Raw genomic sequence first — 23983 nt, 5'->3', positions numbered from 1 at the left:
GCTTTTTTAAGACAACTAGAAAATTTGTTGAAGTGAGGTTTTACAATGGAAGAACAATTTTCAAGTTTAAATAGGAAAAGGATTAAGAAAACATTAGCTGAAAAAGAGTTCGATTTATTAGTAATTGGTGGAGGAATAACTGGTTGTGGTATTGCACTTGATGCAACTACTAGAGGGATGAGTACGGCCCTAGTTGAGATGCAGGATTTTGCATCGGGTACTTCTAGTCGTTCTACTAAGCTAGTTCATGGTGGTTTACGATATTTAAAACAATATGAATTTAAAATGGTAGCAGAGGTTGGTAAAGAACGTGCAATTGTTTATGAAAATGGTCCACATGTGACTACACCTGAAAGGATGCTACTGCCCATATATAAGGGTGGGACTTTTGGTAAGTTTACTACTTCTATTGGCCTTAGATTATATGACTACTTAGCTGGTGTAAAAAAAGATGAGCGGAGAAAAATGTTAAATCGAAAAGAAACGATAGAAAAGGAGCCATTAGTTAAAAGAGAAGGGCTTAAAGCTGGAGGATATTACGTTGAATATCGAACCGATGATGCTCGCCTTACAATTGAAGTAATAAAAAAAGCAGTTGAACACGGAGCACAGGCAATCAATTATGTAGAAGTAATAGATTTCATCTATGAAAATAATAAAATAGTAGGGGTCAAAGCAATTGATTTAATAACGAAAGTACCTTTTAAAATTCGGGCAAAGAGGATTGTTAACGCAACCGGACCATGGGTTGACCAGCTTAGAGAAATGGAACGATTAGAAAGTGATAAAAATCTTAAACTAACTAAAGGGGTTCATTTAGTAATTGATCATAAGAAGTTCCCTCTAAATCAGTCTGTCTATTTTGATACGGTGGACGGTCGGATGGTCTTTGCAATTCCAAGAGACGGAAAGACTTATGTTGGTACAACAGATACATTTTTTGATCGAGATACCGCTAATCCCAAAGTAAGTAATGAAGATAGAGAATATATATTAAATTGTGTTCAGTATATGTTTCCAACAATAAAACTGGAAGATACTGACATTGAATCAAGTTGGGCTGGCATTCGTCCTTTAATTTTTGAAGAAGATAAAGATCCTTCTGAAATCTCAAGAAAGGATGAGATTTGGGAATCATCCTCTGGGTTAATTTCAATTGCTGGGGGAAAGTTAACAGGCTACCGGAAAATGGCGGAGACAATTGTAGACCTTATTTCAAAAGAAAATGGAAATCGATTTAAAGAATGTCAGACTAAAACTTTACCAATATCCGGCGGCGATGTTGGGGGTTCAAAAGGTTTTAATTACTTTAAAAAACGATTTTCATCTGCTGGTATTGCCATTGGATTAAGTGAATCGGAATATAAAAGATTAAGTAAAATATACGGATCGAATATAGAACATTTAATGAATATATCATTTAGTGAATTGAAAAATGATTCTAATCTACCACTATCATTATTTTTACAACTAGAATATGGAATTCAAAACGAAATGATTGTAAAGCCAGTCGACTTTTTTATTAGGAGAACTGGATTTTTATATTTTCATATTGATCTAGTTAATAAGTATAAAAACGAAGTGATTCGTTATATGGCGAATAGATTAAGTTGGAATAAGTACCAAGTTTTAGAATATCGTTTGGAATTGGAAGAGCAAATAAAAAATGCAGTTTTTTCATCTGATGAATGATGTTTAAAATAGGATCTGAAATTAAAAATACCCAGACTGTTTGAAAGTGAGAATTCATCAACAGCCTGGGTATTTTTATTACCTTGAAACAAATTTATTTTCCGTAATCCAAAATCTCCATGGATAGTCCCTCGCTTCACCTGTATTTTCAATACCGATTCTAGGTCCACTACTAATATGTTCTGGTTTAATTCCTTCTTTAATGTAAACGGGGGGGAGCCAAATTGGTTTTCCATAAGATTCCATCGTAATATTCAATGCTTTTGTAAGCTTACCTGGTCCATTTGTTAAATTAGAAATGGGCTGATTTTTTCGGAATTCGATCATTTTTTCAATCCCGTCCACAGGTTCTAGTGCTCTAATTAATACTGCATTAGGTATGCCAACTTCCCCGCAAACAACATTTATTAAAGTATGAGTGTGCATTTGATAAGTATAGATGAATCCTGGCTCATGAAACATAATTTCTGTCCGCTTCGTACGTCGGTTTTGAAAACTATGTGCAGCACGATCATCTGGGCCCATATATGCCTCGGTCTCTACAATTATTCCAGAAAGTTCCAATTCATCAGTACGATGAACTAATTTACAACCCAAAAGCTCCTTTGCTAATTGTAAAGTTGGTTTTAAAAAGAAATCTTTTTTTATTGTCGAATTCATCATAAACTCCTCTAAATTTGATTGATAAAAAGAGAAAATGTATTTTCTTGTCACCATAATAAGTATATGTACCTATTCCTAATGTTAAAAAATCATTAAAAATGGATTAAATAGATTAAGTTAATCATTAGAAATTATTCATAATTACTCATTGTACATTACCCCTTAAGCTAGTACTATATAATTTGTTAGAAGATTCTGAAAAGGGGTGTAGATTTATGGCAAGACCATCATACTGGAAGGTATTATCGAGTGTATCACTTGCAGCAGCTTTAAGTATGTCCATTTTTTCAACTGGAGTTACTTCAAAAGCGGCAATTCCTACTGAAAGTAAGCAGTTAGTAGAAAGTCCTTATTTAGATTTAAACGTAGTGGATGAAGAAAGATTAGAAAAAGCTTTAAGAGACAGAGGCGTGATCAAAGAATCAGATAGCGCTGAAGTAGCTAAAGAAAAAGTACAAGCATACATAAAAGAAAAACAAGGTGCATATAAAGAGAAAGTTAATGCACAATCAGATTCAATAATTGCTGATAAGCAGAGAGAAACACTAGAAAAACGCAAAGCTCAACTTCTATCACAATTAAATAAAGGCCATGAAAACTATAAAAAAGGCAAACCAACTGGTGTAGTAAAAGTTGATTCTGCTAAACAGGCTAGCTATAACGGCGGAGTTCGTGAAGATAAGGTATTAGTAATTTTAACTGAATTCGCTGATTTCAAACATAACAATATTGATAAACAAAATGGATACATGTACTCTGATGATTTCAGCAAAAAACATTACGAAGACATGCTTTTTGGAGATAAAGAATTTACTTTATACGATGGCTCTAAAGTAAAAACGTTTAAACAATTTTATGAAGAGCAATCTGGTGGGAGCTATACTGTTAAGGGGACTGTTACAAACTGGTTAACAGTTGCTGGTAATGCAGCTGATTATGGCGATGATAGCCCAACTGGTGGCCATGATAACTTAGCACCAAAAGGTCCTCGTGATCTAGTTAAAGAATCACTACGTGCTGCAATTAATTCAGGTATTAATTTAGCTGATTTTGATGATCTAGATATTTATGACCTTGATGGCGATGGAAATATTAATGAGCCTGACGGATTAGTGGATCACTTAATGGTTCTTCATGCTGGAACTGGTCAAGAAGCTGGTGGCGGTAAATTAGGAGATAAAGCAATCTGGTCACATCGTTGGACTTTAAATGGAGTAACTACTTTCTCAGGAACAAAATCAAAATCTACAAATTGGAACGGATTGATGGCTGCATATGATTACACTATTGAGCCAGAAGATGGAGCAGTTGGTGTATTCGCTCACGAATTTGGTCATGATTTAGGATTACCAGATGAGTACGATACCGCGTACACTGGAAATGGTGAACCAGTTGCTTCTTGGTCAATCATGAGTGGTGGTAGTTGGAACGGTGCAATCGCTGGTACAACACCTACAAGTTTCTCACCACAAAACAAAGAGTACTTCCAAAAAACTTATGGTGGAAACTGGGCAAATATGACCGAAGTAGACTATAAGGATATTGATGAAAAAGGTATTGCTACTTTTATTGACCAAAGTGTTACTAAATCTAATAATCCAGGTGTAGTAAAAGTTAACTTACCAAAGAAAGAAGTAAAAAGTAAAATTCAACCTCAATTTGGTGCAAAGTACTACTATAGTACAAAAGGCGATGACATTCACACTAAAATGACTTCACCAGTATTTAATTTAACAACAGCTACAACTGCAACTTTCGCAGTAAAAGCAAACTATGAAGTTGAATATGGTTACGATTATGTATTTGTAAATGTATTAGATGCAGCAACTGGTGCTAAACTTGCAACAATTGATACGATTGGTGATGAAAATACTGCAGGTGGACTTGAAACATCTAAAGGACTTTGGGTAGATAAAGTTTATGACTTATCTGCATTCAAAGGCAAAAACGTAAAAGTTCAGTTTGAATATGTAACTGATGGTGGACTAGCTCCTGAAGGGTTTGCTTTCGACGAAGCAAAATTAACTGTTGACGGTGCAGTTAAATTTACTGATGGTGCTGAAGGAACTCCAGCATTTGCATTAGACAAAGCAACTGTATCAAATGGTACTGATTTTAAAAATCACTACTACTACTTAGAGTGGAGAAACTATGATGGCTCTGATAAAGCATTAGAATATGCTCGTGGGGTTAAGTATAATACTGGTTTAGTAGTTTGGTATGGGGATGATAGCTACACAGAAAACTGGGTAGGTGTTCACCCTGGTGAAGGTTTCTTAGGTGTTGTAGACGCTCATCCAGAAGCTATTATTGGTACTTTAAATGGTAAACCATCTGTGTCACAAAGTACTCGTTACCAAGTAGCCGATGCAGCATTCAGTTATGACGAATCTCCTGAATTCTACTTTAATTCACCATCTCGTGGGATCTTTGATTATAAAGGACTAACTGGTGTAACAGAGTTTGATGATTCACGTAGTTACCAAAATACTTTAATTCCTGATGCAGGAAGAAAAGTACCTAACTACGGATTAAAATTCCAAGTAATTGGAGAAGCAAAAGATAATTCAGCTGGTGCTGTTTGGATTCATAAGTAAGATAAAAGAATACGAGTCTGATATCATTTCAGACTCGTATTTTTTTTTGTTTTTATAGGCTGTTCAAAATATAAGTTTTTTATAGTATCTTCGTTCATCTCCATTATAACTTGTTATGAGTAAGTTAATTTCGCATTCTAGCGTATATGGTTCCTCTTGTGCCAGTTATGAGTCAGTAATTTTTGAGTTTTAGCGAATCAAGGTCCCCATAAATCCGTTATGAGGAAGTAATTCTCAATTCCCAACGGATCAAGTTCCCCGTAAACCTACTATTAGTAAGTAATTTTTAATATCCAACTACGCATCTGTTTCCGCCTAAGTTCCGCCAATCGGAGAGTTTTGTTTATTGTGGTTTTTATGAACAAAATGGTTTTAATGGATTTTACGTCTTTAACGTTCATAAAAACTTTTTTCAGAATTATTAAACTATAATACTTGTATTAGAAAGCGTTTTCAAAAAAGGGAGGAACTAAAGGTGAAATTTAAAAAGACTAGTTTGTTTGTAATGACTTCTTTAATCGCTGTGAGTCTTGCAGCATGTAAAAGTAGTAGTGTATCAACAGGAAGCAATAACTCATCTTATCCTAATAAGGCAATTTCGGTTGTAGCACCATCAGGAGCAGGGGGCGGATGGGATTTAACAGCTAGATCGTTCACTAAAGTATTAAGTGAAACAAAACTTGTTAAAGAACCTATGACGGTAGAAAATAAGCCAGGCGGTGGCGGTACAGTATTCATGGCTGAATATGCTACCCAAGATAAAGCTAATAATGAAAAATTATTTGTAAACTCACCACCTATTATCATTAACAACTTGAAAAAAGAGGGAAATAGTCCTTATGGCTATAAAAATAGTACACCTTTAGCTCAGCTAACAAAGGATTATGGTGCAATCGTTGTAAAGGCTGATTCTAAGTATAAGGATTTAAAGTCACTTTTAGATGATATTAAAAAGAATCCGAAGAGTATTACTTTAGCTGGGGGATCTGCTCCAGGGTCAATGGATCATTTAATCGGAATTTTACCTGCTTATAAATATGGAATTGATCCTACGAAAATTAAGTATGTATCCTATGATGGTGGTTCAGAAGCAATAACAGCATTATTAGGTAATAATGCGGATGTCATTTCGACAGATGTATCTAGTACGCTTGAGTTTGTTAAATCAGGTAAAGTTAAAGTTTTAGCAGTAACATCACCTGAACGTTTACAAGGAGATGTATTGTCTGAGTTTCCAACAGCAAAAGAACAAGGGATTGATGCTGAGTTTATCATTTGGCGTGGGGTCTTTGGGCCGGAGAAAATGTCTAAGGATGCATACTCCTATTGGGAAAAGACAATTTCAAAATTAGTTGAAACAAAAGAATGGAAAGAAGAAGTACAAAAGCAAGGCTGGCAACCAGAATATAAAGATGGTAAAGAATTCAATTCGTTTTTATCAGAACAAGAAACACAAGTTCAAGATTTATTAAAAGCATTAGGAATGAAAAAATAGTTGAAATAAAGAAGGGGGAAAACACTCCTTCTTTTCCATTACTGAACATAAAGAGGTGAGATTCATGAATAAAAAATTTGATCGATTAGCAGCAATCATTTTTCTTATTACAGGTATTACTTTTATTATAGAAAGTCGGAGTATAGCAGCCACTGCTTATGGAAGTGTGGTTGGTCCGAATGTTTTTCCATTTATACTTGGCTGTGCGCTTTCTTTATTAAGCTGTAGGTTATTTTACGAAACATTTTTTTATAAGGGAAAAGAAATGGAAGCAGTTCAATATAATTATAAGCAATTTTTTATCATCCTAGCTTCAGCTATTCTTTATGCGCTTTTACTTGAGAAAATCGGTTTTATTATTAGTTCGTTTTTATTCTTAATTGTAGCAATTCAAACAATGGAGCGTGGAAACTGGATAAAATCACTTTCGATTTCATTAGGTTATTCACTCATTATTTATTTCATTTTTGTGGATGTATTAAAAGGAACTTTACCTGTTTGGTCAATTTGGTTTTAGAAAAAAGAAGGGAGAGTTATTAACTTGAGTACTTTTCAATATTTAATGCAGGGATTTGAAACTGCATTTACATGGTACAACTTATTGTTTGCTTTTGCCGGAGTATTAATTGGTACAGCAGTAGGAGTATTACCTGGTATTGGGCCAATGAGTGGGGTCGCGTTACTAATACCTGTTACTGCTTCGGTAACTGGCTTTTTAGGACCTGAGCAAGCAGCGGGTAGTGCAATTATTCTATTAGCTGGTGTCTATTATGGTGCTATGTATGGTGGTTCTACTACATCAATTCTATTAAATACTCCAGGTGAATCTTCATCGGTAGTGACGACTTTAGATGGTTATCAAATGGCTAAAAAAGGTAGAGCAGGAAGTGCTTTGTCAATTGCCGCAATTGGTTCATTTGTAGCAGGAATTTTTACTCTTATTGCACTGATCGTTTTAGCAAAACCATTATCTGCATTAGCAATTAAGTTCGGACCAGCAGAATATTTTTCATTAATGCTTCTTGGTTTATGTGCAGTAAGTGGACTAGCAGGAAAGTCGGTAACAAAAGCATTAATTATGACAATCTTTGGATTACTACTAGCTACAATTGGAATTGATTCCGTGTCAGGTGTTTCTCGTTTTACATATGACATCCCATGGCTATATCAGGGGTTAGAATTTTTAACAGTAGCGGTAGGATTATTTGCTCTAGGGGAAGTATTTAAAACAATTATTGAAAATGAAGTAGAAGATGGAGAGATGGCAAAGATTAATAATTTATTACCATCTAAAGAAGAATTAAAAGAAAGTGTAGCACCAATCGCTAGGGGCTCTATATTAGGATTTTTCGTCGGGTTATTACCGGGAGCGGGTGCTATTTTAGCTTCATTTTTTGCTTATATTTTAGAAAAGAAGGTTAGTAAAACGCCAGAAAAGTTTGGAACTGGTACAATTGCTGGTGTTGCATCTCCTGAGTCAGCTAACAATGCCGCGTCTGGAGGAGCGATGATTCCTTTATTAACTTTAGGAATTCCAAGTTCAGGAACAACTGCGATCCTAATGGGTGCTTTAATGATGTATAACATACAACCGGGACCACTTCTATTCGATGAACATCCTGATGTTGCATGGGGATTAATTGCGAGTATGTTTATTGGTAACGTAATGCTGATTATTTTAAACATGCCTTTAGTAAAAATATTTGCTAAGATTATTCAAACGCCAAAGAAATACTTATTGCCACTAATTGTAGCCATTTCAATATTTGGTGTTTATGCAGTACAAGTATCTGTAAATGATTTACTTCTATTAATAGCTTGTGGTATTTTCGGGTATTTTCTTTCAAAAAATGATTTTCCAATCGCACCACTAGTATTAGGAATCGTTTTAGGTCCAATGATTGAGAATAATTTAAGAAGAGCTTTAACTGTATCAAATGGTGATTATAGTATTTTCTTTACTCATCCTATTTCATTAGTATTTTTAATAATTGGATTACTTTGGATCCTCATTCCAATTATGATTAAATTGAAGGGTAAGGAAGTAGTTATTAATGTAGAAGCATAAATTTCTAACAAAACTCCTTTAATAAAAGGAGTTTTTTGATTATTATAAAAATATAAGGAGAAATTTTATGCGTTTACATTATAAGTTAATCATCTTTATTTCTGTTCTCATTTTAGTTATTAGTAGTGTTTTTGAAATAGTATCACAAGAAATGTTTTTAAAAAACCTTAAACATGAAAAGGGATTAAAGGCTTTAGCCATTTCTCAAACAGTGGCAAATATGCCAGAAGTACGTGAAGCATTTTCAAGTGAAAATCCATCAGGAATCATTCAGCCAATCGTTGAAAAGATTCGAAAGAAGGTTGGAGCGGAATTTATCGTTGTCGGAAATAAAAATGAAATACGTTATTCACATCCAAACCCATTACTAATTGGTCAGAAAATGGTAGGGGGGGATAATAATAAAGTATTTAAGGGACAGGAAATCGTATCGGAATCGACTGGGACACTCGGCCCTTCTTTAAGGGGAAAAACTCCTATTTTTGATGATAATGGAAATGTAATTGGAGTTGTTTCTGTAGGCTACTTAATAAAAGATATCGACCATGAGGCAAATGCATTTAGTAAAAAACTAATAAAAAATAGTATTGTCATCTTACTTCTTGGAATAGGAGCAGCTTTTTTAATTTCATTTAATATTAAAAAATCGATCTTCGGATTGGAGCCGAAAGAAATTGGAAGGATGTACAAAGAAAAACACGCAATATTAGAATCGATTCATGAAGGGATTATTGCGATTGATGAATACGGAGAAATTACGGTAGTAAATGAAAATGCTCATAAAGTACTGTCTATTCCTAATAATATAAAGCTTAGAGGATTAAAAATAGAAGACATATTGCATAATTCGCATCTTAAGAAAGTAGTGGAAACTGGTAAGCCAATTTATGATTTAGAGTTTTTAATAAATGAAAAAGTAATGATTATTAATTGTATACCGATTGTAGGAGTGAATTCTAAAATTGTAGGAGCAGTAACAACCTTTAGGGAAAAATCAGAATTGAATAAATTACTAAATGAACTATCGCAAATAAAAGCATATTCAGAAGGCCTTAGAGCACAGGCACATGAATATTCTAATAAATTGCATACAATTTTAGGCTTAATACAGCTTGAATCCTATCAAGAAGCGATTGAATTAATTTCAAAGGAATCAAATATAACTCAAAATATTATCCATTTTATTATGGAAGAAATTTCAGACCCAGTTGTTGCAGGACTTCTTTTAGGCAAAATCAGTTTAGCTAATGAGTTAAAAGTAGACTTTAACATTGATTATAATAGTAGTTTTGCAGATGTCCCAAAAGAAATTAATAGGGAAGATTTAATAACGATAATCGGAAATCTATTAAATAACGCTTTCGATGCAGTATTAGAAACAAATAAATCAGAAAAGCTTGTTTCACTATTTCTTACTGATTTAGGTGAAGATTTAGTGATTGAAATTGAGGATAATGCAAATGGTATCCCTGAGGAATTAATCGATGAGATTTTTGAATATGGTATTTCTACTAAGGAGCAATCTAAAAACTCAGGGATTGGACTTCACTTAGTCCAGAGATTGCTCCATAAATTAAACGGACAAATTACTTTTCATTCAAACGAACATGGGGGAACTACATTTATTGTTGCCATTCCGAAAAGCCAAAAGGAGAGTAACAGATACGATGAAAAAGAATTTAATAGAAGTGTTAATAGTTGAAGATGATAGTAGAATTGCAGAAATTCATCAGCGATTTATTGAAAGAATAGAAGGGTTTAGTGTAATTGGTATTGCAACAAATTATCAAGATGCAGTTGATTTAATTGAAATTCTAAAACCGCAGTTAGTATTATTAGATGTTTATTTTCCGGATATGAATGGTTTAGATTTTTTACAATGGATGAAAAAAAATTCAATTTTGGCAGATGTTATTATGATTACTGCATCTAAAGAAATCGATTCAGTTAATAAGGCCTTACATTATGGTGTATTTGATTTTATTATTAAGCCAGTTATTTTTGATCGGTTTAAAAAGTCTTTAATTCGTTATGTAAATTATTCAAATAAAGTGCAAAGCCTACAATCCAAAAGTGCTTATCTAACTCAGGAAGAAATAGATGGTTTAATCGGAAAAAATAATTCGATAATTGAAGAGCAAAGTATATACCCTAAAGGCATTGATAAGCTTACTTTAGATAAAGTGTTATTTGCGATAAAAGAAGTTCATAACGGGATGACTGCTGAGAATATAGGATTAGAAATTGGCGTTAGCCGTACTACTGCCCGGAGATATTTAGAATATCTAGTATCTGAAGGGAAAGTATTAGCGGATTTAGCGTATGGAACGATTGGCAGGCCAGAAAGAGTTTATTTAATAAAAAACTAGATTCCGAGATTTAGTAAAGTTTACTTAATGACTATGACAAACCTAACATTTCTGTAACAGGAATTGTGAAAAATCATGATAAGAGGATCGTTTAAACGCTTGGTATTCAAGCGTTTTTTTATGTTTTTTACAAGTTTGTGACAATATCAGTTTGTTAGAGTATCGTTTGTGAAAGCGTTGAAAACCTTACATTTGTTCTATACAATATACTTTGCAACAATTACGGAGGGAAAATTATGAAAATACGTTTATTAACTAAAGAAGATGCAGAAATCTATCTTAATATTCGTTTAGAAGGTTTAAATGAGAATCCTGAAGTTTTTATTACAACTATGGATGAAATACTTGATCAAGATGACCCTATAGAATACAAAGCAGAAATATTGGATCAAGATAAAAACTATACGATCGGTGCATTTACTGACAAAGGGAAATTAATTGGAGTAGCAACTTTAAAAACATTTGAAAAAGTTAAAGCAGAGCATAAAGGAAAAATTGAGTCTGTCTATGTTTCTCCTAGCGCTCGAAAAATGGGGGCAGGCTATCTTTTAATTGAAGAAGCGATCCACTTAGCGAAAAGCTTTGGACTTGAACAACTTACATTAAATATCGTAGAAGGTAATGAAACAGCAAAAAAACTATATGAAAAACTAGGATTCAAAACATTTGCAAAAACCCCTAATAGTCTAAAATTTAACAATGAATATTGGGACCAAGAGCATATGCTGCTTACATTATTTGCAGGAAATGCTGAAGAAGAGGGGAAAGTGGGATAAGCAAGTATTGCAGGAATGGAAATTAGTAGATCCTGACTTTAACAAAAAAGGTTTACCTAAATTGTCATTCAATCTGACAATAAAGGTAAACCTTTTTAAATTCTATTATTTAGTAAAAATCTTTTCAATGTCATCTAACATTAAGTAAGCAGCCTTGATTCCACCTGCAGTGTTCCAAGTTACATCATTTACTTTAATAACATGCCCATTTTTAGAAGCATTTAACTTTTTGAATAAAGGATCTTCTGTAAATTCTTTTTCAAGCTTAGTGCCTGACTCTTTACCGTCATCAAATGTAAAGTAGAATATGTAATCTCCATCCATCGCTGGAATCCGTTCTTTTGTTACACCTTTTTCAGCAAAATCAGGAGCATTTTGTTCCTCAGGGCGTTGGAAACCTAATTGTTTAAGTATTACACCAGAGAAAGTATCTTGGTGATAGATTCGTACATCAGCACCCATGAAACGTACCATTGAAATCTTTTGATTTACTTTTTCGCCTAATTCACCTTTAAGTTCATCAACACGCTTTGTATAATCAGCTAATACTGTATTACCTTGTTCTTCTTTGTTTAAAACTTTAGCGTAAAATTTGAAGTTTTCTTGCCAGTCTCCACGTAATGTTTCAGCGAAAACGGTTGGTGCAATTGCACTTAATTGCTCATATACTTTTTCTTGACGCATTTTATTACCGATGATTAAATCTGGCTTTAAATTAGCGATTTTCTCAAGGTTAACTTCACTTTCCACACCTACAACTTCTACGCCATCCATATCTTTAGATATATGATCGTACCAAGGGTTACCTGTCCATGATTTAACAGCACCAACTGGTTTCACACCTAATGCTAGTAAAGCTTCAGTTCCTTCGTTTGTTAAAATAACAGCTCTTTTTGGATTAAGAGGAACTTTTGTCTTACCCATTGCATGCTCAATCGTAATTGTATTTGCTTTTTTACTTTCTTTACCAGAAGCTTCATCTGATTTTTTTGTGCCACAAGCACCTAATACCATAATTGCTGCAATGAATAGAGCAATTAGTGAGGAAATTTTTAGTTTTTTCATAGAATGGTCTCCCTTTTTGTTTGATAATGATTATCATTTGCCTCGACAAATAGCATTATAGATTAAGATTTGATTAGAAGTCAACAAGAAAATGAAAATCATTCTCATTGACTTGATAATTCATATCATTTAGACTAATAGAAGAGAATAGAATAGTAGGGGATATAAAATGCTTATTCATCCAAGATCAAGAGTTATTGTATTAGTTGCTTGTATTTTATTATTAGTGATCTGTTTTTTTTCTAGTATTTTACTAGGGTATACGGATACTAGTTTTACAAGCTTAATTCATTCATTTACACAATTTGATGGGTCTAATGAACAGTTAATTATTCAAAATGTTCGAGTTCCAAGAGCCATTATTGCTGCAATAGTAGGAGCAAGTTTAGCAATCGCTGGTTTATTTATGCAAGTTTTAACTAAAAATCCTCTAGCATCACCAAGCGTTCTAGGAATTAACGCTGGTGCCTCGATGTTAATTGTACTTAGTATCACTTTTTTTCATTTACAATCACCTAATGCGACTATATGGCTTTCATTTATGGGAGCTACATTATCAGCGGTATTTGTATTTGGTTTAAGTTCAATAGGGAAAGACGGAGCGACACCATTAAAAATTACTTTGGCTGGTGTTTCAATTGCAGCTATGTTTAGCTCAATCACCCAAGGTTTGCTAGTAACTAACGAAGTGGCATTAGAGCAAGTACTATTTTGGCTAGCTGGTTCTGTTCAAGGGCGTTCACTTGATTCTTTACATATGGTACTACCATATATCGTAATAGCTTGGGTAGTCTCATTTGCACTTGGTGGGAAGATTAATACATTCATGTTAGGAGAAGATGTATCTAGAGCTTTAGGTCAAAATACAGCTTTATTAAAAACGACATTAGTTGTATTAGTCATCATTTTAGCCGGTGGTGCTGTAAGTATAGCAGGACCAATAGGATTAGTCGGTATAATTGTCCCTCAAATAGTTAGAATGTTCGTTAAAAATGATTATCGTTGGATGATTCCGTTTTGTGGCATTTTCGGAGCAATTTTACTTCTTTTAGCTGATGTAGGATCTCGTTACATTTTAATGCCAGAAGAAACGCCAGTTGGTATTATGACCGCAGTTATTGGTGCACCATTTTTTATTTACTTAGCAAGAAAAGGCGGTACAGTAAAATGAACATGATCAAATTAAGAAACAAGTACTTTTCTCTACTATTTAATAAACGATCATTTTCCGTTTTAATAATTGCCCTTCTTTTACTGATCAGTTCATTTATAGTGAGCTTAACCATAGGTGACCGTTATATCTCAATTCCAAAAGTATTATCTGTTATTTTTGGTGAAGGGGAAAAAATAGATGAATTATTTATTCAAGCATTTCGAATGCCACGAATCATCATTGCAATTTTTGCTGGGATTTCTTTAGCGATTGCTGGAGCAATTCTTCAAGGGCTAGTTAGAAATCCACTAGCATCTCCAGATATTCTTGGGATAACAGGTGGAGCTGGCGCTGCCGTTGTATTATTTTTCGCTATTTTTAGTGATAATCGTACTAATCAATTAACAGTAAGTATAAAATGGCTACCATTAGCGGCATTTATCGGTGCCATCATAAGTTTAGTTTTTGTATATGCTTTAGCTTATAAGGATGGGGAATTAAAACCATTAAGATTAGTTTTAGTAGGAGTAGGATTTTCGGCATTAGCTCAAGCGACAACTTCATTCTTTATGATTATTGGCCCTATTTTTAGAGCAACTGAAGCGAATATGTGGTTAACCGGGAGCGTCTATGGAGCGAACTGGGAACAAGTTAAAATCATTTCAGTCTGGACGTTAGTTTTAATCGTATTAGCATTATCGTTTATTAGACAGATCAATACGCAGCAACTTGGAGATGAAGTTTCAACAAGCTTAGGAGTTCAGGTAGAAAAAAATCGCCTAATCTTGTTATTTATAAGTACAGCATTAGTAGCTGGTGCAGTTGCATTTGCAGGAGCAATCGCATTTGTTGGACTAATTGCACCTCATATTGCTCGGAAAATAGTTGGTGCTTCTTACGGTGTATTGATTCCCTTATCTGGAATCATCGGTGCCATCATGGTATTGGTAGCTGATACAATTGGAAGAACGGTGTTTAGTCCAATTCAAATACCTGCTGGTGTATTTACTGCTGTAATTGGTGCACCATATTTTATCTATTTATTATTTAAGACTGGAAAAAGGTGATTAGATGTCAACGAGCGCAATCGAAACAGAAAAATTAACGTTATCATATGATGATCGTACAATTATAAACGAGTTAAATTTTCAAGTCCCAAAAGGAAGAATCACAGTTTTAATTGGAGCTAATGGATGTGGAAAATCTACATTACTTCGTTCACTTGCAAGATTACTTCAACCAAAAAGTGGAACGATCTTACTTGATGGAAAAGAAATTAGTAAGCGACCTACAAAGGAAATTGCACGTAATCTTTCAATCCTGCCTCAAAGTCCTGTTGCACCAGAAGGTTTAACCGTTTTTCAATTAGTAAAACAAGGAAGATATCCATATCAAACTTGGTTAAAACAATGGTCAAAAGAAGATGAAGAAAAAGTAAATCATGCTTTGAAAATGACGAATATGCATGAATTAAAGGATCAATTAGTCGATTCTTTATCTGGTGGACAACGTCAACGTGCTTGGATTGCGATGACATTGGCTCAGGACACAGATACAATTTTATTAGATGAACCAACAACCTATTTGGATTTAACACATCAAATCGAGATTTTAGACTTACTTTACGAATTAAATGAAAAAGAGCAGCGTACAATTGTTATGGTACTACATGATATAAACTTAGCATGTCGATATGCACACAACGTTGTTGCAATTTTAAACGGTGATGTATACGCAGAAGGAGACCCAGAAAACATCATAAATCAGAACTTAATCTGTGACGTTTTCTGTATGAACTGCGATATTGTGAAGGATCCATTATTCGGAACGCCACTTTGCATACCTCATGGCCGTGGAAGAAAAATAATTTAGTTAATTATAAAAAGGTGTCCTTGTATAGGGCACCTTTCATTTAGTAAGAGGTGAGAGAGAATGTCCTTATCAATTAACAATATAAGTGTAGATATTTTGGGAAGTTCAATCCTTAAAAACATTCATTTTCAAACGAATAAGGGTGAGATTTTTTGCCTAATTGGAACTTCAGGAGCGGGGAAGTCGACATTGCTTCGGACATTAAATCGATTACAGTCAATTAGTCAAGGTGAAATTCATTTAAATGGACAATCAATATACAAAATGACTCCTCAAAATTTAAGAAAAAGTGCTGTAATGATCCTACAAACTCCTTCATTATTTGAAGGGACTGTTGAGGATAATATTTTGTATGGAGTCAAAATAAATAGTAGCTATGACAAGACAGATTCCAAAACAGTAGCGAAATCTTTATTAGAAAAAGTAGGATTAGAGACGAAATTACTTGATCGTAATGCTTCAACACTTTCGATTGGTCAACAGCAAAGAGTTTCGATCGCAAGAGCAATAGTAATGAAACCAACTATTTTATTATGTGATGAAATTACTTCAGCATTAGATCCACAATCGACTCTACATATTCAGGAGCTTCTAGTAACTTTAAAAAAAGAAGAAAATTTAACGATTATTCTTGTTACACATAATATGGATTTAGTTCAACAAATAGCTGATCGAGTAGGGTTACTAATTGACGGTAAATTAGTAGAAGTGAGTCCAGTTAATGAATTTTTTATGAATCCAAGCACAGAACTAGGGAAAAATTTTCTTTCTACAATTGCTTAAAGAGGTGAAATGATGGAAGGTAATTTGCATATTACAGGAGTATCTTTGACATTTTTATTAATTATGATTGCTATCGCCTTATCCTATTATCAAAAGCTTGGTGTTGAAAAAGACATTGGCATTTCTTCAGTTAGGGCCGTCATTCAATTAATGATCATGGGTTATGTACTTGAATACATACTGCAAATTGAGCATTTTTTAATTGTCATCATTATTTTATTTTGTATGATTTTATTCGGTGCTTATACTTCGAGTAAAAGGTCACAACAAATTGAAGGCGCATTTTTTATTTCATTTATTAGTATTTTGCTAGGCGTTATGATTTCTTTAGGAGTCGTATTGGTAGCAAACAAAATTGCATTAAAAGCTCAATATGTTATTCCAATATCTAGTATGATTATTAGTACATCAATGAATGCAAATAGCTTAGCCTTAACAAGGCTCAGAGCTGAAATTCGGGCAAATAAAAATCAAATTGAAGCTGCATTATGCTTAGGGGCAACAACAAAACAAGCTTCAAATAGTGTCATAAAAAATGCAATTAAGGCTGCCTTAATTCCATCAATTGATCGAGCTAAAACAGTAGGAATTGTTACTTTACCAGGCTCGATGACGGGAATGATTTTTGCAGGTATAAGTCCTTTATATGCGATTAAATATCAGTTGCTCATAGAATGTATTTTAATTGGCGCAATCGCAATTAGTGTATTCTCCTCAACACTTCTATCCTATAGAAAATTCTTCACAAAAGATGATTCATTGAAATATGAAACGATAATAGAACAAGGATAGGGATAGAGGGAGAAGGTGTAAGTAAAAACTTTTTCTTCTCCTTCTCCCATTATGCTAAATATTATCCGATTACTCTTAATTGTACATCCATGTTTCCTCTAGTTGCTTTTGAATATGGGCAAACGCCATGAGCTGCTTTTACTAGTTCTACAGCTACCTCTGTTGGAACACCTTGTACTTTTACATCAAGTTGAGCAGCTAATTTGAAACCTCCATCAGCAGGGTCTTTACCAATTGTTATGTTTGCAGTAACTGATGTAGATTCTAATTTAATTTTTTGTTGGCGAGCTACTAAATTTAGTGCACTATCAAAGCAAGCTGAATAGCCAGCGGCAAAAAGTTGTTCTGGATTCGTTGCTCCACCAGGTCCGCCTAATTCCACTGGTGGTTTAAGTGATAAATTAATAAAATCATCTGATGAAATAACCCTTCCGTCACGTCCACCTGTTGCAGTTGCTGTAGCAGTATATAATTTTTCCATTACAATCTCTCCTTAATATAAATTATCTATTTTTATTTTCGTTTGCAGATTGAACTTTCTTTAATAATGCTTTTGTTTGGTTTAATATTGTTAAAAATTCCTCTTGGGTAGTATTACTTTCCTTGAAAAACTTCTCAGGTATACAAAAAGCTTTTTCTTTTAATTTAGTACCTTCTTCAGTTAATGTAATAAATACTTTTCTCTCATCACTTGAATCACGTTTACGGAAAATTAGTCCCGCAGATTCCATTCGTTTTAGCATTGGTGTAAGAGTTCCTGAGTCTAAAAAAAGAGTCTCTCCAAGTTCTTTCACAGTTTGTTGGTCTTTTTCCCAAAGTGAAAGCAAGGCAAGATATTGCGGATACGTTATACCGATTTCATCTAAAATTGGTCGATATAATTTAGTAATTTCTCGAGAACAAGCATAAATTGAAAAGCATAATTGATTTTCAAGCAAAAGCTGATTTTCTTTATTCATTCGAATCAACATCCTTACATATTAGTTGTGCACAATTTAATATGACACAATCATAACTGATGAAAAATAGTTTTGCAAGCGATAATAACGATTATTTTATACCAATTTATTTATTTTAATTATTAATTGAGTAGGTTTGAAGGGGGAAAAGGCTTCTCCAACATAAAAAAGCCAGTCAATGTTCAATACATTAACTGGCTGTAAATTTAATTTTTTCTAGACCTAGAAATTAATGAAGTTATTTGTAGCATTGTGATTGGTAAGGATGTTTTTTTATGATACGCCAAAAACTTAGGCGTCCAAGAATTAACATATTTTTCTTTGAAGCTTCTTAAACCTTGAAAGTGATATAAAAATTGTCCATATTGATAAATTTGCGCTGCAATTTTTTCACTTGTAAATGAATACTTAGATAGACCCACGTTTGCTAAAGGTGTCATACCGACATTAAAATAATGAAAATTTCTAGACCTAAACCATTCAATTAAGTTAACAAACATAAAGTCCATAATTCCTTTTGGAGCGTCAACTCTATGACGCATTAAATCAATTGAAATCGTATGATCATTATAGTTTGGCATAATGGATGCAAATGCAATCATTTTATTTTCATTGTTTTTAATAATAGCTACTGGCGCAAGTTTGATGTAATCCTCATCAAAATAGCCAAGTGAAAATCCTTTTTCTTTTCGCCCTTTCAGCCACTCTTGAGATAATTCCTTTAATTCCGTAAAGAATTCATTTGAATAAGGTGGTTCAACAATTTCAAAACTATATTCTTCGCGTTCAAATTTATTGTAAAGTGCACGAATTCCTTTATTACGTTTTCCAGATAAAGTGAATGTTGAAATATCAGTAAATCCTTCTTCACCAAGTTTAAAGAAATCAAATCCATTTTCATGTAAATAGGATAGTGAATTTGAGTTTACTTGGTAGAAGACGAGTGTATATCCAAATTGATCGGCATAGTTTAATAATTCTTCAATAGCGGGATATAAACGAGATTTTTCACCAACCGGGTCACCTAAAATAACTAATTTATCTGCATATGGCTGAAAAATAAATAATACTGTCTCATCCTGAGCCCAGAATAAATATTTATCATGTAAAAAAACCAAATGTGAAAGCTCTGTACCACCATACTTATTAAAATGTTCTTTTATTTTTTCTTCTTCAGCTTTCGTATTTATAAATTCAAATTGTTTTCTTTTAACTTTAAAAAATGCGATATAAAAAAATAGTAAAGCAGCTGCAAAACCAAGAACTGCACTAATCACGATATCTCTCGAATTAACCAGTATATAAGGTAAATATTTAGCAGGTATTTTGACATTTGTTTGAGGTAGATTGATATAAGCAATAAGTAAATAACTACCTAAAAAGAAAAATAAAATAAAATTATCAACAATAAGCTTACCCCAAGTTAAAACGAAACTTTCTCTATAAAATTGTTTCTTTGAAATAAATAATATAAATGCAACTGCTAATACAAAAAGTGCTTCTTCATAATCTAATCCTTTTGAATACGTTGTAACTGCCCCGACAATTAGCATGAAAAGTGTTATATACCATGCTCTTTTATCTTTATAATCAATTCCACGAGAGAGTCCTAACAATGTAAAGCCTGCTGTGACTGAAATTAAATGTGAAATATTAATAATTGTCGAAGGTAAAATTAAATTTAAAAGACTAATTCTTAAAAGCATGCTTGGTACAGCAGCAGAAACTAATAGGATAACACCAGATAAAAAAACTAAAATCGTAATAAGTTTATGCCCTAAATAAGTAGAAATTTGATTTGGAATATTATTAAATGATTGATTGATTTTATTCCATAATAATTTAAGAGCTAAAATAATACCGCAAGCAAACGGGAAAAAGAAATAACTGAAACGATAAATCAATAAAACAAGAAGTGTCGTTTCCTTATCGATTCCAAAGTATGTAAAACCTAGTAAGAAAATAAAATCAAAAGATCCAAGGCCGCCTGGAATCATACTTAAAAGTGCTGCAACAGATGCTACTAAAAAAACAGGTAAAACCTCAATGATTGAAATGTCGATATGTAAAAATAAACAAATGAAGTAAATGAATAATAAGATAAAAGACCATTCACATAAGGAAATGACAACCAATGAAAGCATATATTTTGCGGAGAAGTTCTCCGAGAAAAAATTACGTTTTAAATAAACGACTAAAAACATTACCGGGAAATAACAAATTGCAATGATAATAGCGATATATAAATACTTATATTCATTTAAAAATGATAGATCAAATATTCCAGTAAATAAAACTAAGCTCAATATCGATAATCCAGAAAGTAAGAATATCGTTACACTACTCACTGCTTTAACAATTTCTGGTCCGGTGCGATTTTTTCGATAAAATAGTGTTCGAATAGTGGTACCTGCAACCCCACCAAGACCAATTAGGTTTGAGGAAGTATTCGCAAGCCAAGCAACCATTAATATTTTTCGAAAACTGAAATCTAAATTCAATAGCCTTACAAGTACGAAGTCATATAAAAACATTGGAGATACGGCTAATATACCTAATGCAAAAATTAAAAAGTACTGTATTAATGTAAGAGACTCCATATAGTTAAAGAACATTTTAAAATCGAAGTTTAATAGTACGTTTTTTCCAACGAATATAAATGTAACTAGTAATATTGAAATGAAAATTAGTTTAAATAAACCTACTTTACTAATCCTAATCTTATTCATAAGACACTCCTGAAGTTATTATTCAACAATTAAAATAATAGTTATTAGCTTTAGTATTCCATATTATTCCACTATTTAACAAGAAGAATATTAACACGTCCTAGAAAATTTAATAACTTATTATTTTGTAGTTAAAAAGTTAATTAGATTTTAATTTTAAGACTATTTTGCGATTAGTATTAAAGTTAAATTATGAAAGGACTAATTTATGATTTTTTGAATATTTTTAAATGAAAATATTAAATGGGATCTATATAAAAAAGGAAGACCTCTTATTTGGAAAAGAAAAGAAATTCAAACATCTCTTGAAAAATATTCAAATGATTAGATAAGGCTTTATAGCTGAATAAGAGTGTATTCGATGATGAAAGCATAGTATAAATTGGCAGGAAATATGTAAAGAATAAAATGTAAACTCAGTTAAGGAGAGTAAGAATGAAGTATTTTAATTTAAAATAAATTTCATAGCTATGTTACGGAACTTTTTCAAGGGGGAATTATAATTGAATATAACAAATGTTTTAATTATCCTTGGATTCATTTTTTTTGCCTTAATACTTTTAGTTTTAATAATAGGTACTCTATATTTGTTTTTTATAGATCGAAGACAGAAGCAGCATCCAATACTCCGTAATTATCCAGTAATCGGACGAGTTAGGTACTTCTTAGAAACTATCGGTCCTGAGCTACGTCAGTATTTATTTAATAGTGACCTAGAAGGGAAACCTTTTTCTAGAGAAGAATATGAGCATATTGTCAAAAAAGCAAAATATAAACGAGATGTCCTTGGGTTTGGGTCTAAAAGAGACTTTGAAGAAAAAGGATATTATATTCGAAATTCGATGTTTCCAAAACTGTCAGAAGAATTAAAAATGGACCAGCAAATAAACGTAACAACAAACCGATATTTATTGATTAATGAGCCTTTATTTACACAGAAGGAAGAAATATTAGAGAAAAATGATTCACTTGCATTTTTATTGGATGATAGTGATGCAATTGTGATAGGTAAAAACACGAGGTATCCTTTTATTGTAAAAGGCCAGATTGGTATGTCTGCTATGAGTTATGGATCCCTAGGTGAAAAGGCAATTACTGCACTCTCAGAGGGATTAGCAATTGCGAAGGGGACATGGATGAATACAGGTGAGGGTGGTTTGTCTGAATACCATCTAAAGGGTGGCGTTGATATTATCATGCAAATTGGTCCAGGTTTATTCGGGGTTAGAGATAAAGAGGGGAATTTTAATTGGGATGCCTTGAAAGAAAAAAGTAAAATTCCTCAAGTGAAAGCTTTTGAACTTAAATTAGCCCAAGGTGCCAAAACACGTGGTGGGCATATTGATGGCGAAAAGGTAACAGAGGAAATTGCAAGAATAAGAATGGTAGAACCGTTTAAATCGATTGACAGTCCTAATCGTTTTCGAGAGTTTCAGGACTTTCCTTCTTTGTTTGACTTTATGGAACAAATTCGAGAACAAACTGGAAAACCAGTAGGAATGAAAGTGGTTATTGGAAGTGGTCACGAAGCTGATGAATTAGCAAAACAGATAAAAAGTACTGGGAAGGGCCCTGACTTTATTACTGTAGACGGTGGTGAAGGGGGGACAGGTGCCACATACCAGGAACTGGCGGATAGTGTAGGGTTGCCAATTAAATCTGCATTACCTTTAATGGATCATGCTTTAAGAAAATATGGTGTACGTGACCAAGTTAAAATAATAGCTTCAGGAAAATTATTTTCGCCAGATCGAGTTGCAATTGCACTAGCAATGGGGGCTGACCTTGTTAATATCGCAAGAGGGTTTATGATTACGATAGGTTGTATTCAAGCATTAAAATGCCACTCCAATGCATGTCCAGTCGGTGTGGCCACAACTGATCCTGATTTACAAAAAGCCCTTGTCATTGATGAAAAAAAATACCGAACAGCGAATTATCTAATTTCAATGCGTGAAGGTTTATTTCGGTTAGCTGCTGCTGCAGGTTTGGATTCCCCTGCCCACTTTCAAAGTGAACATGTCGTTTATAAAGATGAAAAAGGGAAAGTGTGGTCACTGAAGGAAATTTATCAATCATTGGTAGAAAAAGTAGATTAAAAAAGTTGTACAAGGATCGACTACTTAGGTAGTCTTTTTGTGTGACGGATAGTCGCATAGGGTGCTGACTTAGTCAGTGCCCTTTATTTATTTTATTAAGACAGTATGTAATTAATGGTACATAAGAATTATCTGAATTTATATGAAAAAATTCGAAATTCCCCCAATTTTTACAAGTCGTTAAGTTGATATAATTAACTTAAAACTATTTGAAGGTGGAGTAAATTTGAAAAAAATTATATGTATACTTCTTTGTTTTATTGTATTTTCATTACTATCTGGATGTGATACGGAAAACAAGAGTTTTTCAGAAGTGTATCACATAAATTTAAATGAAATTAATAAAATTGAAGTGACTAACGGTCAGAATGGGGAGAACACAGTAACAACAGAACAGAACGTAATTAATAACTTTATAAGTGATATTAAAGATATTAAAATTGCCCAATATAAAAAGACTGATGTAAAGGGGTGGTTATACAGTATTACATTTTACAATCAAAACAAAAAATTAATGAGTTTCACAACTAGTGAAATAGAAGGAAAGACAAAAAAAGATGAAACAAAATTAGTTACTGCAATTGAAACTTTTTTGAATCATAAGTGAAAGTTAACAGTTTAACCAACTTCATCCCAAAATTTTTAGGCCGTCTTATAGCCTATTCCACAAACTACCCAATCTACATATATTATAAAAATTCAAAAGCCAAAGATTGCATAATACGCAATTTAAAAGGAAAGAAAGTTAATATGAATTTCTACACTATCTAAATAATACTTTATATAAGTAATTTGGACTCTATTAAAGTTCGTATGTAAAGTATAATTTAGATGTACAAAAAAAATCGACTGCAAAGTCGATTTTTTAATT

At 33.0% G+C, this 23983-nt stretch carries 20 protein-coding genes; 15 read left to right on the top strand and 5 right to left on the bottom strand.

Annotated features, from left to right (window positions below):
* Positions 1–45: 45 nt before the first annotated feature.
* On the top strand, positions 46–1692 hold the full coding sequence (locus tag MY490_RS18275) for a glycerol-3-phosphate dehydrogenase/oxidase (RefSeq protein ID WP_248266950.1): 1647 nt from the start codon (positions 46–48) through the stop codon (positions 1690–1692).
* A 78-nt stretch (positions 1693–1770) separates the two neighbouring features.
* Here MY490_RS18275 and MY490_RS18270 read toward each other — a convergent pair whose 3' ends face one another.
* The gene (locus MY490_RS18270; RefSeq protein ID WP_248266949.1) at positions 1771–2352 is read right to left on the bottom strand and encodes a DNA-3-methyladenine glycosylase; all 582 of its coding nucleotides are present in this window, start codon (positions 2350–2352) and stop codon (positions 1771–1773) included.
* Between the two features lie 218 nt (positions 2353–2570).
* Between MY490_RS18270 and MY490_RS18265 the strand changes: the two genes are divergently transcribed.
* From MY490_RS18265 to MY490_RS18235, 7 genes are all read left to right on the top strand, one after another.
* The gene (locus tag MY490_RS18265; protein WP_248266948.1) at positions 2571–4952 is read left to right on the top strand and encodes an immune inhibitor A domain-containing protein; all 2382 of its coding nucleotides are present in this window, start codon (positions 2571–2573) and stop codon (positions 4950–4952) included.
* Positions 4953–5427: 475 nt separating this feature from the next.
* Positions 5428–6447, top strand: a complete 1020-nt coding sequence (locus MY490_RS18260; protein WP_432707020.1) for a Bug family tripartite tricarboxylate transporter substrate binding protein — start codon at positions 5428–5430, stop codon at positions 6445–6447.
* Positions 6448–6511: 64 nt separating this feature from the next.
* A complete protein-coding gene (locus MY490_RS18255) occupies positions 6512–6964 on the top strand; it encodes a tripartite tricarboxylate transporter TctB family protein (protein ID WP_248266947.1) in 453 nt (150 codons plus the stop codon).
* Positions 6965–7009: 45 nt separating this feature from the next.
* Positions 7010–8515 (top strand): tripartite tricarboxylate transporter permease, encoded by a 1506-nt coding sequence (locus tag MY490_RS18250; RefSeq protein WP_432707092.1) that lies wholly within the window; start codon positions 7010–7012, stop codon positions 8513–8515.
* A gap of 67 nt (positions 8516–8582) precedes the next feature.
* Positions 8583–10217, top strand: a complete 1635-nt coding sequence (locus MY490_RS18245; protein WP_248266945.1) for an ATP-binding protein — start codon at positions 8583–8585, stop codon at positions 10215–10217.
* Positions 10183–10884 carry a response regulator gene (locus MY490_RS18240; protein WP_248266944.1) on the top strand — a complete coding sequence of 234 codons (702 nt, stop codon included), beginning with the start codon at positions 10183–10185 and terminating at the stop codon, positions 10882–10884. Before MY490_RS18245 ends, MY490_RS18240 begins: the two co-directional genes overlap by 35 nt.
* A gap of 236 nt (positions 10885–11120) precedes the next feature.
* The gene (locus MY490_RS18235; RefSeq protein WP_248266943.1) at positions 11121–11660 is read left to right on the top strand and encodes a GNAT family N-acetyltransferase; all 540 of its coding nucleotides are present in this window, start codon (positions 11121–11123) and stop codon (positions 11658–11660) included.
* 105 nt (positions 11661–11765) lie between these two features.
* Here MY490_RS18235 and MY490_RS18230 read toward each other — a convergent pair whose 3' ends face one another.
* Positions 11766–12725 carry an ABC transporter substrate-binding protein gene (locus tag MY490_RS18230; protein WP_248266942.1) on the bottom strand — a complete coding sequence of 320 codons (960 nt, stop codon included), beginning with the start codon at positions 12723–12725 and terminating at the stop codon, positions 11766–11768.
* A gap of 169 nt (positions 12726–12894) precedes the next feature.
* On the opposite strand from MY490_RS18230, the gene MY490_RS18225 reads away from it, so the two are divergent.
* From MY490_RS18225 to MY490_RS18205, 5 genes are read left to right on the top strand one after another with little or no spacing between them, the layout of a single operon-like run.
* A complete protein-coding gene (locus MY490_RS18225) occupies positions 12895–13896 on the top strand; it encodes a FecCD family ABC transporter permease (protein WP_248266941.1) in 1002 nt (333 codons plus the stop codon).
* Positions 13893–14945, top strand: a complete 1053-nt coding sequence (locus MY490_RS18220) for a FecCD family ABC transporter permease (protein ID WP_248266940.1) — start codon at positions 13893–13895, stop codon at positions 14943–14945. Before MY490_RS18225 ends, MY490_RS18220 begins: the two co-directional genes overlap by 4 nt.
* Before the next feature lie 4 nt (positions 14946–14949).
* The gene (locus tag MY490_RS18215) at positions 14950–15750 is read left to right on the top strand and encodes an ABC transporter ATP-binding protein (RefSeq protein ID WP_248266939.1); all 801 of its coding nucleotides are present in this window, start codon (positions 14950–14952) and stop codon (positions 15748–15750) included.
* A 60-nt stretch (positions 15751–15810) separates the two neighbouring features.
* On the top strand, positions 15811–16533 hold the full coding sequence (locus MY490_RS18210) for a phosphate ABC transporter ATP-binding protein (RefSeq protein ID WP_248266938.1): 723 nt from the start codon (positions 15811–15813) through the stop codon (positions 16531–16533).
* A gap of 12 nt (positions 16534–16545) precedes the next feature.
* Positions 16546–17325 (top strand): ABC transporter permease, encoded by a 780-nt coding sequence (locus MY490_RS18205; protein ID WP_248266937.1) that lies wholly within the window; start codon positions 16546–16548, stop codon positions 17323–17325.
* Between the two features lie 61 nt (positions 17326–17386).
* Here the strand turns inward: MY490_RS18205 and MY490_RS18200 are convergent, their stop codons facing one another.
* From MY490_RS18200 to mprF, 3 genes are all read right to left on the bottom strand, one after another.
* Positions 17387–17806: an organic hydroperoxide resistance protein gene (locus tag MY490_RS18200; protein ID WP_097976564.1), complete on the bottom strand. Its 420-nt coding sequence runs from the start codon at positions 17804–17806 to the stop codon at positions 17387–17389.
* A gap of 22 nt (positions 17807–17828) precedes the next feature.
* Positions 17829–18284 carry a MarR family winged helix-turn-helix transcriptional regulator gene (locus MY490_RS18195; protein ID WP_248266936.1) on the bottom strand — a complete coding sequence of 152 codons (456 nt, stop codon included), beginning with the start codon at positions 18282–18284 and terminating at the stop codon, positions 17829–17831.
* 206 nt (positions 18285–18490) lie between these two features.
* Positions 18491–21013 carry a bifunctional lysylphosphatidylglycerol flippase/synthetase MprF gene (gene mprF, locus MY490_RS18190; RefSeq protein WP_248266935.1) on the bottom strand — a complete coding sequence of 841 codons (2523 nt, stop codon included), beginning with the start codon at positions 21011–21013 and terminating at the stop codon, positions 18491–18493.
* Between the two features lie 503 nt (positions 21014–21516).
* On the opposite strand from mprF, the gene MY490_RS18185 reads away from it, so the two are divergent.
* Both MY490_RS18185 and MY490_RS18180 read left to right on the top strand, forming a co-directional pair.
* Positions 21517–23112 (top strand): FMN-binding glutamate synthase family protein, encoded by a 1596-nt coding sequence (locus MY490_RS18185; RefSeq protein WP_248266934.1) that lies wholly within the window; start codon positions 21517–21519, stop codon positions 23110–23112.
* A 226-nt stretch (positions 23113–23338) separates the two neighbouring features.
* The gene (locus tag MY490_RS18180; protein ID WP_248266933.1) at positions 23339–23719 is read left to right on the top strand and encodes a hypothetical protein; all 381 of its coding nucleotides are present in this window, start codon (positions 23339–23341) and stop codon (positions 23717–23719) included.
* Positions 23720–23983: the final 264 nt, after the last annotated feature.

It is taken from the genome of Gottfriedia acidiceleris (genome assembly GCF_023115465.1).
In the GTDB taxonomy this organism is placed as follows: domain Bacteria; phylum Bacillota; class Bacilli; order Bacillales; family Bacillaceae_G; genus Gottfriedia; species Gottfriedia acidiceleris_B.
This window is presented reverse-complemented; position numbering and strand designations above follow the sequence as displayed.